The organism is Variovorax sp. GW458-11-26-14-LB1, from assembly GCF_059423965.1.
On sequence record NZ_JBWKYW010000087.1, the window covers coordinates 1 to 13,002 of the forward strand.

The 13,002-nt window shown below is 70.5% G+C and carries 11 protein-coding genes; 2 read left to right on the forward strand and 9 right to left on the reverse strand.

Features of this window, described 5'->3' with window-relative positions; genetic code table 11:
• Positions 1 to 107 precede the first annotated feature (107 nt).
• The 3 genes from AC07YS_RS31240 to AC07YS_RS31250 all read right to left on the reverse strand — a co-directional run bounded on the left by AC07YS_RS31240 (position 108) and on the right by AC07YS_RS31250 (position 3,328).
• Positions 108 to 1,451 (reverse strand): tripartite tricarboxylate transporter permease, encoded by a 1,344-nt coding sequence (locus AC07YS_RS31240; RefSeq protein ID WP_139140391.1) that lies wholly within the window; start codon positions 1,449 to 1,451, stop codon positions 108 to 110.
• A 41-nt stretch (positions 1,452 to 1,492) separates the two neighbouring features.
• Positions 1,493 to 1,948: a hypothetical protein gene (locus AC07YS_RS31245; RefSeq protein ID WP_095743059.1), complete on the reverse strand. Its 456-nt coding sequence runs from the start codon at positions 1,946 to 1,948 to the stop codon at positions 1,493 to 1,495.
• A gap of 93 nt (positions 1,949 to 2,041) precedes the next feature.
• Positions 2,042 to 3,328 carry a hydroxymethylglutaryl-CoA reductase, degradative gene (locus tag AC07YS_RS31250; RefSeq protein ID WP_495269887.1) on the reverse strand — a complete coding sequence of 429 codons (1,287 nt, stop codon included), beginning with the start codon at positions 3,326 to 3,328 and terminating at the stop codon, positions 2,042 to 2,044.
• 137 nt (positions 3,329 to 3,465) lie between these two features.
• Here AC07YS_RS31250 and AC07YS_RS31255 point away from each other — a divergent pair, with 137 nt between their 5' ends.
• A complete protein-coding gene (locus AC07YS_RS31255; RefSeq protein WP_495269886.1) occupies positions 3,466 to 4,851 on the forward strand; it encodes an aminotransferase-like domain-containing protein in 1,386 nt (461 codons plus the stop codon).
• Positions 4,852 to 4,866: 15 nt separating this feature from the next.
• Here the strand turns inward: AC07YS_RS31255 and AC07YS_RS31260 are convergent, their stop codons facing one another.
• Both AC07YS_RS31260 and AC07YS_RS31265 read right to left on the reverse strand, forming a co-directional pair.
• A complete protein-coding gene (locus AC07YS_RS31260; RefSeq protein WP_495269885.1) occupies positions 4,867 to 6,411 on the reverse strand; it encodes a class I adenylate-forming enzyme family protein in 1,545 nt (514 codons plus the stop codon).
• Between the two features lie 47 nt (positions 6,412 to 6,458).
• Positions 6,459 to 7,241, reverse strand: a complete 783-nt coding sequence (locus AC07YS_RS31265; RefSeq protein WP_495269884.1) for a crotonase/enoyl-CoA hydratase family protein — start codon at positions 7,239 to 7,241, stop codon at positions 6,459 to 6,461.
• Positions 7,242 to 7,321: 80 nt separating this feature from the next.
• Between AC07YS_RS31265 and AC07YS_RS31270 the strand changes: the two genes are divergently transcribed.
• Positions 7,322 to 8,134 (forward strand): PaaX family transcriptional regulator, encoded by an 813-nt coding sequence (locus AC07YS_RS31270; protein WP_495269883.1) that lies wholly within the window; start codon positions 7,322 to 7,324, stop codon positions 8,132 to 8,134.
• Positions 8,135 to 8,153: 19 nt separating this feature from the next.
• On the opposite strand, the gene AC07YS_RS31275 is transcribed toward AC07YS_RS31270, so the two are convergent.
• The 4 genes from AC07YS_RS31275 to AC07YS_RS31290 form a co-directional block, all read right to left on the reverse strand.
• A complete protein-coding gene (locus tag AC07YS_RS31275) occupies positions 8,154 to 9,962 on the reverse strand; it encodes a feruloyl-CoA synthase (protein WP_495269882.1) in 1,809 nt (602 codons plus the stop codon).
• A 1-nt stretch (position 9,963) separates the two neighbouring features.
• Complete coding sequence (locus tag AC07YS_RS31280; protein ID WP_495269881.1) at positions 9,964 to 10,911, reverse strand: 3-hydroxyacyl-CoA dehydrogenase NAD-binding domain-containing protein; 948 nt, start codon at positions 10,909 to 10,911, stop codon at positions 9,964 to 9,966.
• Positions 10,908 to 12,116 (reverse strand): ABC transporter substrate-binding protein, encoded by a 1,209-nt coding sequence (locus tag AC07YS_RS31285; protein ID WP_495269880.1) that lies wholly within the window; start codon positions 12,114 to 12,116, stop codon positions 10,908 to 10,910. The genes AC07YS_RS31280 and AC07YS_RS31285 overlap by 4 nt, the downstream gene beginning before the upstream one ends.
• A gap of 33 nt (positions 12,117 to 12,149) precedes the next feature.
• Positions 12,150 to 13,002: beta-keto acid cleavage family enzyme (locus AC07YS_RS31290; protein WP_495275761.1), on the reverse strand; the 853-nt coding region annotated here is incomplete at its 5' end.

Sequence of the window (13,002 nt, forward strand, 5' to 3'; positions counted from 1 at the left end):
TTCCCTCCGCGAATGTCCCCCGGCCTGCGGCCTCCTCCTTGATTTCGCTGCGGGAAGCACCCAGTGTCCTGGGCACATGGACGCGCTGCTGGTGTGCGGCCGGCCGATCAGGAGAATGCCTTGATCACCGCCGGCACCGTCAACACCGCCGTGTAGTAGCCCATGAACTGCACGCCCGTGTTGAAGCCGATGGCGCGCGACAGCAGCCCGCCCAGCAGGCCCATCGTGAGGATCACCAGCAGCCCGAGCAGTTGGCCTTCCCACACGCTGATCACCACGATCAAGCCGACGAAGGTCGCGATGATCGCCTCGTGGCTCACCTTGCGCGAGACAAACAGCGCCGCGCGGCGCGCGAAGTTCATCGTGAACGGATAGGCCACCAGCGCGGCGAGCACCACGGCCAGCATGCCGTAGCCCAGGAACTCCCAGTGGTTCAGCAGGTTGTGCAGGTTGTGGGTCTGGCCCGTGGCCGAGTCGATGGTGAACACCGGCGGTGCGTTGAACAGCGGCGCCGCAGGGCCGGCCGCCACGGGGCTCAGCGGCAGGCCGATGGCGATCAGCGGGATCAGCGCTTCGGCGATGTAGGTGGCCTCGGTCACGCCGTTGCGCGCGGCCAGCGTGGTGGTGAGGCGGTGGTACGCATGCTTGATGCGCGAGCCGACCAGCTCGCCCAGCACCACCGTCATCGCGACCGGGCTGAACACGAAGGTGGCGCTGGAGATCGCGGCGGTCGCGAAGGTCCACTTCACCTGGCCGCGGTCGAGCACCTTGAACGGGTTCGGGAAGTAGCCCGACCAGCCCTTCACGTCCGGCGCGAGCGAGAAGGTGCGGACCTTGTCGCGCTTCATGCGCGCACGCGCCGCTGGCGAGATCACCGAGAACAAATCGGCCACCAGCGGCCCGATGGCGATGCCCAGGAAGTAGCTGATGCTGAGCTTCACGCCGTACTTGCCCGTGAGCGCCTGCAGCGCCACGATCACCATCACGAACGGCACCAGCGTGGCCACCGAGGCCCAGCGTCCGCTCGAAAAATAGGCAATGGCCACGGCCGCCACCACGAAGATCCATGGTGCCGCCTTGGTGATGGCCGCGCCGTACGGTGCCAGCAGCACCGCGAACAGCACGGCCAGCGGCACCGCCAGAAAGGCCGCGATGATCGCGCCCGACACCATCTTGCGCAGCGCGATGTGCGGCACGCCCAGGTTGCGCAGCACGTTCGCGTCCTGCAGCAGCGGCGTGGCCATGGTGTCGCCCGGAATGCCCAGCAGTGCGGTGGGCACCGCGTGCGTCATGTGCTTGGCCACGGCGGCGGCCAGGAAGAAGGTGAACACGCCTTCGGGCGGCACGCCCAGCAGCACCACCAGCAGGGTGAGCGGTGCGAGCGTGGTGGTTTCGTCGGTGCCCGAGACGAGGCCGATGGCCGCGAACACGATGGCGCCCACGAGGCCCATGCCGGTGGCGACGAGGATCTGGTTGAACAGGGCAGCGTCGATCACGAGGCGGCTCCTTCGGCGGCCTTGGCGGCCTGGGGCTTGTACGACGCGAACAGCTCGTAGATCTCGAGCTCCTTCATCTCGCGCACCACCACCGGCGGCAGGTCGTCCACCGAGCCCAGGTCGCCGTGCTCGGCGGCCAGCTCGGCCAGCACCTCCTCGCGCCAGCGCGGATCGGCGGCGGTGCCTTCGACCACTTCGCGCTTGGGCGTGAAGAGCTTCGCGCAGATCACGCCCGAGACCACGCAGCCGCCCAGGCCCGCGAGCATCGCGTAGGCGCGCGCCAGCTCAGGCGTGCTCACCACGCTCGCGAGCACGCGGCTCGCCACGAGATAGCCCGTGAGGCTCACCGCGACGCCGATCGCGATCGACCACGCGAGGTGGCCCAGGTCGGCCGTGTCGCCCCATATCTCCACCAGCCGCCAGCGGGCGGGCGTTGCACTGTCTGCGTTCATTCGAGTTGTCTCCGTCTGTGGTTGTGTGACGGCCGCGTGCGCGACCGCCGCGGTGTCGGCCGCGGACCGTGGTGCGGGAGGCTCCCGCGTTGCTTACTTCTTGCGCAGCGCGTCGAGCAGCGCCACGGCGCGGTCGGTGCGCACGTCGTGCTCGGCCGCCATCTGCTTGGCGATGGCGTCGATCTCGTCGCCGGTGGCGCCCGCGACCAGCGCGATGTTGCGGGCGTGCAGTGCCATGTGGCCGCGCTGGATGCCTTCGGTGGCGAGCGCACGCAACGCGCCGAGGTTCTGCGCGAGGCCGACGGCCACGGCGACTTCGCCGAGCTCCTGCGCCGACTTCACATCGAGGATCTTCAATGCGAGCCGTGCGAGCGGGTGCGTCTTCGTCGCGCCGCCGACCAGACCCACCGGCATCGGCATCTCGATGGTGCCGACCAGCGCGCCGCCCGCGTCCTTCTCCCACGTGGTGAGCGAGGTGTAGCGCCCGCTGCGGCAGGCATACGCGTGCGCGCCGGCTTCCACCGCGCGCCAGTCGTTGCCGGTCGCGACGATCACCGGGTCGATGCCGTTCATGATCCCCTTGTTGTGCGTCGCCGCGCGGTAGGGGTCGATGGCCGCGAAGGTGTAGGCATCGATCACGCCCTCGACCACCTCTTCGCCGCTGCGCTCGCGCGTGGCCAGCACGGAAGGCGCGAGCCGCACGCGCGCACGCGACAGCCGCAGGTCCGCCAGGTTCGACAGGATGCGCAGGCGCACCGTGCCGCCGGTGAGCTTCTCGACCAGCGGCGACACCGCCTCGGCCATCGTGTTGACGGTGTTGGCGCCCATCGCGTCGCGCACGTCGACGATCAGGTGCATCACCACCATCGCGCCGCGCGGCGTGTCGCCGAACACATGCACCTCGATGTCGCGGCAGCCGCCGCCCAGGCCGATCAGCACCTTGTCGCGGCTGTTCGCCACGGCCAGGATTTCTTCGCGCGCACGCAGCAGCGCGAGCCGCGCACCGTACGGGTCGGTGATGCCGATCACCTGCACCTGCGCGCGCATCAGCGGCCCGGTGCTCGAGGCCTCGAAGCCGCCGCCTTCGCGCGCCAGCTTGGCCATGAACGACGCGGCGGCCACCACCGAGGGTTCTTCCACCGCCATCGGCACGAGGTAGTCGCGGCCGTTCACCGTGAAGTTGCCGGCCACGCCCAGCGGCAACTCGAAGGTGCCGATCACGTTCTCGACCATGCCGTTGGCGCGGTCCACGCTCAAGGCGCCGGGCTGGGCGAGCAGCGCCACCTCGTCGTCGGTGAGCGATGCGGCCTGTGCGATGTGGGCGAAGCGCTGCGCGGGCGTGAGGGCCCGGAAATTGGGAATGCGGGAGTCGGCGACCATCGTTGCTTGTCTCTTCGGAAGATGAATTCGGGAGCAGGCAATTTAGGTCGGCTGTACCGCCGGCGGAAGGCACAGTTTGGCGGGACAGTGCGGACAGTGGTGCGCCGAAGTGGCCCGCTGTGTCACAGTCTCGGCCCATGACCACCATCGCCGATTCGCTCGCCGACACCCTCGCGCGCCAGATCGCGAGCGGCGCCTACAAGGCCGGCGACAAGCTGCCGTCGCTGCGCGAACTGGCGCAACTGCATGGCTACGCCAAGAACACCGTGGTGGCCGCGTTCGAGCTGCTGGTGTCGCGCGGGCTTGTCAAGCCGCGGCGCGGCTCGGGTTACTTCGTGCTCGCGCAATCCAGCCCCAAGCCGCCCGAGGAAGACGCGGGCAGTCTCGGCCGCGCGATGGACATCGTGTGGCTCATGCGCGAGCAGCTCAAGACGCAGCCCGATGCGGTCGCGGTGGGCGATGGCTTTCCGCCCGTCGAATGGCTGGCCGATGTGCGCCTGGACAAATACCATCCCAAGGTCGTGCGCACGGGGCTCGGCGCGCTGTTCCGCTACGGCAGCCGCTTCGGCTATGCGCCGCTGCGCGACCACCTCGTGCGCAAGCTCGCGGACTTCGGCATCGGCGCCGAGCCGCGGCAGATCGTGCTCACGCACGGCGCCAACGAGGCGATGGACATCGTCATCCGCTACTTCGTGCCGCCCGGCGGCAAGGTGCTGGTCGACGATCCGGGCTACTACCCGCTGTTCGGCAAGCTCAAGCTCGCGGGCACGCAGATGCTGGCGGTGCCGCGCCTGGCGGACGGGCCCGACCTCGACGTGCTGGAGCAGTTGCTCATCACCGAGCGGCCGCGCCTCTTCTTCACGCAGTCGCTCGCGCACAACCCCACGGGCTCCGACATCTCGCCGGCCAAGGCCTTCCGTGTGCTGCAGCTCGCGCAGAAGTACGACCTGCTGATCGTGGAGAACGACCCGCTGGCCGACTTCAAGCCGACCGCGTTGCCGCGTCTCGCGGCACTCGACCAGCTGGAGCGCACCATCTACATCGGCAGCTTCTCGAAGTCGTTCTCCGCGGCGCTGCGCGTGGGCTTCATCGCCTGTGGGGCGGATCTCGCGAGCGACCTTGCCGACCTGAAGGCGCTGATCCACGTGAGCAGCTCGGAATACAGCGAGCGCACGGTCGACGTGATCCTGAGCGAGGGCCACTACCAGCGGCACCTGAACCGCCTGCAGACCCGGCTCGGCGAAGCCACGCGCAAGGCGCTGCAACTGTTCGACTCGGTCGATGCGGAGGTCTTCGCGCGCACCCCGCAGTCGCTCTACATCTGGGCCGCGCTGCCCGGCGTGGCCGACTCGCTGGCGTTCGCGAAGGAGCTGCTGCCGCGCAAGATCGTGATGGCGCCGGGCCGCATCTTCAGCGTCGACTCGACACAGGTCTCGCGCTGGTCGCGCTTCAATGTCGGCGCCATGGCTGATCCGCGCTTCGCGAAGGCGCTGCGCACCGCGTTGCGGCGGCGCGCAGGCTGACCGGCTGGCAGTGCGTCAGCCGCGGTGCAGCTCGCGCAGCTGCCGGCGGTTGAGCTTGCCCACCGCCGTCTTCGGGATCTCGCGGGCGAACAGCACGCGCTGCGGCTTCTTGTACGAGGCGAGCTGGTCCGCCACATGCGCGATGAGCGCGGCTTCATCGGCCTGCTGGCCTTCGCGCAGTACCACCACCGCGGTGACGATCTCCACCCACTTCTCGTGCGGCAGGCCGATGACCGCGCACTCGCGCACGGCGGGGTGCGTCATGAGCGCGTTCTCGACCTCGCGCGGGTAGACGTTGTAGCCGCCGCTGATGATCATGTCGGAGGTGCGGTCCTTCAGGTGCAGGAAGCCGCGTGCGTCGAACTGGCCCACGTCGCGCGTGCGCACCCAGCCGCCGTCGACGAAGGTCTCGGCATTGAGCCCGGCCGCGTTGTGGTACCCCGACACCGCCGAGGGCGCGCGCACCGCGATCTCGCCGGGCGTGCCGGGCGGCACGTCGTTGCCGGCTTCGTCGACCAGCCGCAGCTCGACGTCGATCGCCGGCTGGCCGCAGGCGTCGAGCAGCTCCTCGGTGTGGTCTTCGGGGCGCAGCACCGCCAGGCACAGCGGCACCTCGGTCTGGCCGTAGTACTGCCAGAAGCGGTGCTGGCCCCACGCCGCCATGGCGCGCCGGATCACCGCGCGCGGCATCGGCGAGGCGCCGTAGATCACGTAGCGCAGCGCGGCCACGTCGGTGTGCGCGATGTCGGGGTGCTCGAACAGCATCTGCAGCATCGTCGGCACCAGGTTGATCGCGGTGATGCGCTCGGCCTGCAGCGTGCGCAGGAAGGCGCCCGGCTCGAAGCCCGGCAGGATCACCGTGCGGCCGCCGCGCAGCCAGAAGGGCAGCACGAACACGCCGCTCGCGTGGATCAGCGAGGCCGCGTGCAGCATGGCGTCGTCGGGCGTGGCGGGCAACAGGTTGAGCAGCACGTTGCGGCAGATCGCCGCGTACGAGGCCTGCGTGTGCTGCGCGGCCTTCAGCGTGCCGGTGGTGCCCGAGGTGAAGAGCGTGAGCACCACGTCGTCGGGCGCGGGCTCGAACGCCGGCGCCTGCGTGGCGCACGACAAGGCCTGCGCGAACAGGTCGGCGGCGCCGTCGAGCGACGCGCCCAGGCCCATGCAGACCAGGCCTGGCACCGAGTCGCGCAGGGCCGCCGCGCGCTCGGCGAGGTCGGGGCCGAACACGAGGTGCGTGCAGCCGGTGTCGGCCACCATGCGCGCGTGCTCGGCCAGCGAGAGCCGCGCGTTCAGCGGCACGCGGTTGATGCCGGCCTTCACGCAGGCGAAGTCCAGCGGCACGCTGTGCAGGCCGTTGTTCAGCAGCAGCGCCACGCGCGTGCGCGGCGCGGCGCCGGCGGCATGCAGCGCATGGGCGAGCCGGCTGCTGAGCTGGTCGACCTCGGTGAAGGTCATCGACTGGTCGCCGTAGACGATGGCGGTGCGCGGGCCGTGCTGCAGGGCGCCGCGGCGGATCAGTTCGAGATAGGTCGGGCCACGGGCGGGCGAGGGGGAAGGCAAGGCGTGTCTCCAGGAGGTTCTAGGTGAAATCGAAAGAGCAGGGGCGTTCAGCGTTTGAACTCGCCGTGGCGCCCGGCACCGCCAGCAAAGCGCGCGGCGCCGGCTTCGCCCTCGGCCGCGACGATCGGCACGCCCTGCGCGCCTTCGCGGCGCAGCGCCTCGGCCAGCGGCAGGTCCCACTGCTCGAAGGCGGAGCGGCGGTCGGCCAGCATGCATTGCTGCGGGAAGGCGGCGATCTGCCGCGCCAGTTCCTGCGCGGCGGCGAGCGCGCCGCCCGGCGGCGTGGTGCGGTTCACCAGGCCCATCGCCAGCGCCTCGGCGGCGGACACCGGCCGGCCCGTGAGGATCAGGTCGAGCGCGCGCCCCATGCCCACGAGGCGCGGCAGCCGCACGGTGCCGCCGTCGATCAGCGGCACGCCCCAGCGGCGGCAGAACACGCCGAACACCGCGTCGTCGTCGGCCACGCGCAGGTCGGCCAGCAGCGCCAGCTCGAGCCCGCCCGCCACCGTGTAGCCGTTCACCGCCGCGATCAGCGGCTTGGACAGCGCCATGCGCGTCGGGCCCATCGGGCCGGCGCCGCCGCCGTCGGGGTCGAGCTCGTTGCGGCGCGCCGGGTCGCCCACGGCGCCCAGGTCGGCCCCGGCGCAGAAGTGGCCGCCGGCGCCCGTCAGCACGGCCACGCGCAGCGCGTCGTCGGCCTCGAAGCGCTCGAAGGCCGCGCGCAGCTGGGCGGCCACGGCGCCGTCCACCGCGTTGCGTTTGTCGGGGCGGTTCAGCGTGAGCGTGCAGACGGGGCCGTCCACCTCCCAGGTCACGAAGGGCGTGGTCATGTGCGGGGTCCTTCCGGAGAAAAATGGCGGGAATCAGTCGGTCTCTGGCATCCTAGGAAACATTTCTTTATTTCGCAAACATGGACAAGGTATGTAATGTTCCCGTGGCGATGCCGAGCGCGCCGGAGCTGATCCTCGACCTGCTGGTGGCCGACGGCGGCACGCTGAGTTCGCAGGCGCTGTGCCGCGCCGGCGCGCTCATGGGCATCGGCGAAACCACCTTGCGCGTGGGGCTCACGCGGCTGGCGGCCGAAGGCAAGATCGCCCGCGGCGAGCGCGGCAGCTACAGCCTGAACCGCGCGGGGCCGGCGCTGTCGCGCGCGGTGGGCGACTGGCGGCACACGCGCGCGCAGGTGGTGGCGTGGCAGGGCGGCTGGCTCGCGGTGCACGACGCGGGCGTGGCGCGCGCCGACAAGACCGCGTGGCGCCGCCACAGCCTGGCGCTGTCGCTGCGCGGCTTCGCGGCGCTGCGCCCGGGCCTGCAGATCCGGCCCGACAACCTGGCGGGCGGTCTCGAGGCCGAGCGCGCACAGCTCGAGGCGCTGGGCCTGTCGCCGCATGCGCTGGTGTTCCGCCTCGCCGACCTCGACCCCGCCGCGCAGGCCGCCGCGCGCGGGCTGTGGAACGTGCGCGCGCTCGCCGACGACTGCCGCCGCCTGCAGGCCGGGCTGGAGCGCGGCGAACAGCGGCTGCGCACCGTGCCGCTGGAGGTGGCGGTGCGCGAGTCGCTGCTGCTGGGGCGCGCCGTGATCGCGCACCTGGTGCGCGACCCGCTGCTGCCCGACGAACTGATGTTGCCTGCGCCGCGCACCGCGCTGCGGGCCGTCGCGCGGCGCTACCAGGACCGGGCGCGCAAGCTGTGGCGCCAGTGGCTGGCGCTGCCGGCCGCCTGACGTAGCTGTTGCGGTTGCTTCAGAGCGGGCGGATCACGTCCGCATCGCCCGGCGCCGGCGCATGCAACCGCGCCACCTCGGCCGCGCGCCGCGTGAGCACGGCGCGCTGGTTGATGTAGCCCTTGTCGGTGATCTCGCCCGCATCGAGGCTGGGCGGTTCGGCCAGCACCAGCGCGCAGGCCGGGCACTGCGACGAGCCCGCGCCTTCGTCGCGCAGGGCGCGCAGCACCCCGGCGATGCGCGCGGCCAGTGCGTCGGGCGCGAGGGCGGCGCCTTGCGGGCTGGCGAACACCAGCATGCCGATCGCGTCGCGGTCGTGGCCCGTGAGCACGATGTCCTGCACATGCGGCGCCAGCAGCGACACCAGCTTCACGCGCGGCGTGCCCACCGACACCCAGGTGCCGGTCGAGAGCTTGAAGTCTTCCGCCACGCGGCCGTTGAAGATCACGCCCTGCGCCGGGTCGCCGGGGTTCGCCAGAAAGCCCGCGTCGCCGATGCGGTAGTAGCCCTCGGCGTCGAAGGCGCTGGCGGTCTCGCGCGGCGCGTCGCGGTAGCCGGGGAACACCGAGACGCCCTTGACGCGCATCTCCAGCTTCTCGCCGTTGGGCACGAACTTCAGTTCCAGCCCCGGCAGCGGTGCGCCGATGCAGCCGGCGCCGTCGAGTTGCCAGTGCGCCGAGGTGATGGCGGGCGAGGTCTCGGTCGCGCCCCACGAGGTCGTGAGCCACAGCGGGCGCGCAGGCCGCACGCGCCGCGCCACGGCTTCGAGCCGCTGCCAGGTCGAAGGCGCGAGCGCCGCCGCCGCGTAGAAGGCCAGGCGCAGCCGCGAGAACACCTCGGCGGCGAGTGCGTCGTCGGCTTCGAGAAAGGGCAGCAGCATGTCGAAGCCGCGCGGCACGTTGAACAGCAGCGTGGGTTTCACTTCGCGCAGGTTGCGCACGGTCTTCTCGATGAGCCCGGGCGCGGGCCGACCCTCGTCGATGTAGAGCGCGCCGCCATGACACAGCACCATGTGCAGGTTGTGGTTCGCGCCGAAGGTATGGCTCCACGGCAGCCAGTCGACCAGCACGGGCTTCTCTTGCGATAGGAAGCGCCAGGTCTGCGCCATCATCTGCTGGTTGGCGCACAGCATGCGGTGCGTGTTGATCACCACCTTGGGCTGGCCGGTGGAACCGGAGGTCAGCAGGTACTTGGCGTGCGTGTCGGGGCCCACGGCGGCGAAGGCCTGCATGACGGCGGGCGTTTCCTTCGCGTCGAGCAACTGGCCGAAAGCCAGCGCGCCCGGATGCGTGTCGGCGTGGCGGCTGAACACCGTCACGGCCTCGAGGCCGCTGCCTGCGAGCGATGCGCCGTACACCGTCGCGTCGGAGGCGTAGATCAGCCCGGGCTGCAGCGCCTTCAACATGCCGTGCAGCCGCGACGGGTCTTTCGCCATGCGCGAGTAGGCGCTCGACAGCGAGCAGGCCGTGCGGCCGATGTGCATCGTCGCGAGCATCAGCACGGCATGGTCGATGGCGTTGTCCGAGAGGATCACGACCGGGCGGCCCGGCGGCAGGTCCAGGTCGAGCAGGCCCTGCGCCACCGCACCGACGGCCGCGCGCAGCGCGCGGTAGTCGAGCGTGCGCCAGCCTTCGCCGCTTTCATCGCGCTCGGCAAAGGCCAACGCATCGGGCGTCTCGCGCGCCCAGCGCTCGATCCATTCGCCGATGCAGCGCGCATACGGCTGCAGCGCCGTCGGCGAGCGCAGCACGAACGAGCCGTCGTCGAAGTCGATGCGCACCGTGCGGGGCGGCGCGACCAGGGTGTCGTCGAGAAGGAAGTCGGTCATGTCAGTCCAGCGTACCCGTCTCGGCCTTGGCGCGAATCAGGTTCAACAGCAGGGTGTCGCGCGCGGCTTCGAGGTCGGCCGTGTGGCGCGTGCCCAGGGCTTCGTCCACGCCTTGCACCACCTGCTGCTTCAACGCGTCCGTCATCGACGGCGCGCCCAGGTCCTTCCACCAGTCTTCGATGGGCCCGCCCAGGTGCGCGAGCAGGTGCTCGATGCCGCCCGCGCCGCCCGAGAGGTGCAGGTTCATGAACGGCCCCATCACGGCCCAGCGCAGGCCGGGGCCGTGCGCGATGGCGGTGTCGATGTCGGCCACGCTCGCCACGCCTTCGTTGACAAGGTGGAAGGCTTCGCGCCACAACGCGGCCTGCAGGCGGTTCGCGATGTGGCCTTTGACCTCGCGCTTCACGTGGATCGGCCGCTTGCCGATGGCGGCATAGAACGCCATCGTGCGGGTGATGACCTCGGCCGAGGTCTGCTCGCCGCCGATCACCTCGACCAGCGGGATCAGGTGCGGCGGGTTGAACGGATGCCCCAGCACCACGCGCTGCGGGTGCGCGCAGCCCGACTGCACACCGCTGATCGCCAGGCCCGACGAGCTCGACGCGAGGACCGTCTCCGGCGGCGCGGCGGCGTCCATGCGGCGGAACAGGTCGATCTTGAAGTCCATGCGCTCGGGGCCGTTCTCCTGCACGAAGTCGGCCACGGCCACCGCGTCTTCCAGGCTGTCGTGAAAGCGCAGGCGATCGACCGAGGCGCCCTCGGCGAGGCCGAAGCGTTCCAGCGTCGGCCAGTGCTGCGCCACGGCGGCGCGCAGCCGGTCTTCGGCGCCGGGCGAGGGGTCGGTCGCGTTCACGTCGAGCCCGTGCGCGAGGAAGTGCGCGGCCCAGCTCGCGCCGATCACGCCGGTGCCGACGACGGCGACGCGCTTCACATCATTGATAGGGGTCATGCCGATTTCCACCGCGCGCAGCGGCTCTCCGTCTTGGTGGTCCACGCGGCTTCGCCGGGGATGTTCTCGATCACCTTGTAGTAGTCCCACGGCTCCTTCGACTCGGCCGGCGCCTTCACCTGCATGAGGTGCATGTCGTGCACCATGAGGCCGTCGTCGCGCAGCCAGCCGCCCTTGACGAACATGTCGTTGAACTTCGTCTTGCGCAGCTGCGCCATCACCTTGTCGGCATCATCGCTGCCCGCGGCCTTCACGGCCTGCAGGTACTGCAGCGCGGCCGAGTAGTCGCCGGCATGGAAGGAGGAGGGCATGCGCTTGTGCTTGTCGAAGAAGCGCCGCGCCCAGGCGCGCGACTCGGGGCTCTGGTTCCAGTACCAGCTGTCGGTGAGGTACATGCCCTGCGAGGCCTTCAGGCCCAGCGCATGCACGTCGTTGATGGTGATGATCATGCCGGCGAGTTTCATGTTCTTGCTGATGCCGAACTCCGCCGCCGACTTGATGGCGTTCACCGTGTCGCCGCCCGCATTCGCGAGCGCCAGCACCTGCGCCTTCGAGCTTTGCGCCTGCAGCATGAACGACGAGAAGTCGCTCGCGCCCAGCGGGTGCTTCACCGAACCCGCCACCGTGCCGCCGCTGGCCTGCACGGTCTTGGTAGCGTCGCCTTGCAGCGCGGCGCCGAAGGCGTAGTCGGCCGCCACGAAGTACCAGCTCTTGCCGCCGGCCTTGACCACCGCGCTCGCGGTGCCGCGCGCCATGGCCACGGTGTCGTAGGCGTAGTGCACGGTGTAGGGCGAGCAGTACTCGTTGGTGAGGCTCGACGCGCCCGAGCCCACCACGAAGTACGGCTTCTTCTTGTCGGCCGCCACGCCGGCCATGGCAATGGCCGCGCCCGAGTTCACGCCGCCGATCAGCATGTCGACCTTGTTCACGTCGAACCATTCGCGCGCCTTGGCGGCGGCGATGTCGGGCTTGTTCTGGTGGTCGGCCGTGACCAGCTCGATCTTCTTGCCGTCGATGGCGCCGCCCATGTCGGCGATGGCCATGCGGATCGCCTCGGCGCCGGCCGGGCCGTCGTAGTCGCGGTACAGGCCCGACATGTCGCTGATGAAGCCGATGCGGATGGTGTCGTCGGACACCTGGGCCGATGCGCCCGATGCGAATGCGGCGGCGAGTGCGAGAGCCAGGGCGGTGCGGGGAATGTTCATGTGCGTGTCTCCGTTCGTTGTTCTCGTGCGTCTTCAGCCCAGCGCGAACTCGGGCCGCGGACCGCCCACGCGCGGCAGGCCCATGATCTGGCGCGCCTCGGCCGGCGTCGCCACTTCCATGTCGAGCTCGCGGATCACGCGCACGATGCGCTCGGTGAGCTGCACGTTGGTGGCCAGCTCGCCGTGACGGAAGTAGAGGTTGTCTTCCAGCCCCACGCGCGCATGCCCGCCCAGCAGCAGCGCCGCCACGTTGGCTTCGAGCTGCGACATGCCGATGCCGCTCACGCCGAAGATGGCGCCCTTGGGCAGCGTGTCGACCATCATCTGCAGGTTGCGCGGCGAGTACGGCATCGCGTTCTGGAAGTTGCGGTGCACGTTCATCACCAGGTTGATGAAGTAGGGCTCGTCGTCATGGCCTTCCTCGATCAGCGTGGTCGTGTCCTGCAGGATGTGCGTGGGGCTGAACACCTCCCACTCGGGCTTGATGCCGCGCGCCTTCATGCCGGCCGCCAGCTCGCGCCCGCGCGTGATCGGCGTGTCCATCAGGATCTGCTTGCCCTCGAAGCTCAGGTTGAGCGTGGTGGCGTCCAGCGTGCACATCTCGGCGCCGGCGTCCATGCCCTTGATGCGCTCTTCCCACGCGATCTCCCAGCGATCGCCCGCCAGCGGCTTCACCATGTCGCCGTGCACGCCGCCGCCGGTGGAGTTGTTCAGCACGATGTCGCAGCCGGCCGCGCGGATGCGGCTGTTGATGTCGCGGTACACCTCGGCGTTGCAGGTGGCGCCGTCGTCGGGGCGGCGCGCGTGGATGGCCACCACGCTGGCGCCGGCGTTCCAGCAGCGCAGCACGTCGGCGGCGATCTCGGCGGGCTGGGTGGGGAGGTGG

Bases quoted from the DNA above. Each gene is read 5' to 3' on its own strand.
- AC07YS_RS31255 (WP_495269886.1), top strand. From the start codon at position 3,466: ATGACCACCATCGCCGATTCGCTCGCCGACACCCTCGCGCGCCAGATC.
- AC07YS_RS31240 (WP_139140391.1), bottom strand. From the start codon at position 1,451: ATGGGCCTCGTGGGCGCCATCGTGTTCGCGGCCATCGGCCTCGTCTCG.
- AC07YS_RS31285 (WP_495269880.1), bottom strand. From the start codon at position 12,116: ATGAACATTCCCCGCACCGCCCTGGCTCTCGCACTCGCCGCCGCATTC.
- AC07YS_RS31270 (WP_495269883.1), top strand. From the start codon at position 7,322: ATGGACAAGGTATGTAATGTTCCCGTGGCGATGCCGAGCGCGCCGGAG.
- AC07YS_RS31275 (WP_495269882.1), bottom strand. From the start codon at position 9,962: ATGACCGACTTCCTTCTCGACGACACCCTGGTCGCGCCGCCCCGCACG.
- AC07YS_RS31280 (WP_495269881.1), bottom strand. From the start codon at position 10,911: ATGACCCCTATCAATGATGTGAAGCGCGTCGCCGTCGTCGGCACCGGC.
- AC07YS_RS31265 (WP_495269884.1), bottom strand. From the start codon at position 7,241: ATGACCACGCCCTTCGTGACCTGGGAGGTGGACGGCCCCGTCTGCACG.
- AC07YS_RS31245 (WP_095743059.1), bottom strand. From the start codon at position 1,948: ATGAACGCAGACAGTGCAACGCCCGCCCGCTGGCGGCTGGTGGAGATA.
- AC07YS_RS31250 (WP_495269887.1), bottom strand. From the start codon at position 3,328: ATGGTCGCCGACTCCCGCATTCCCAATTTCCGGGCCCTCACGCCCGCG.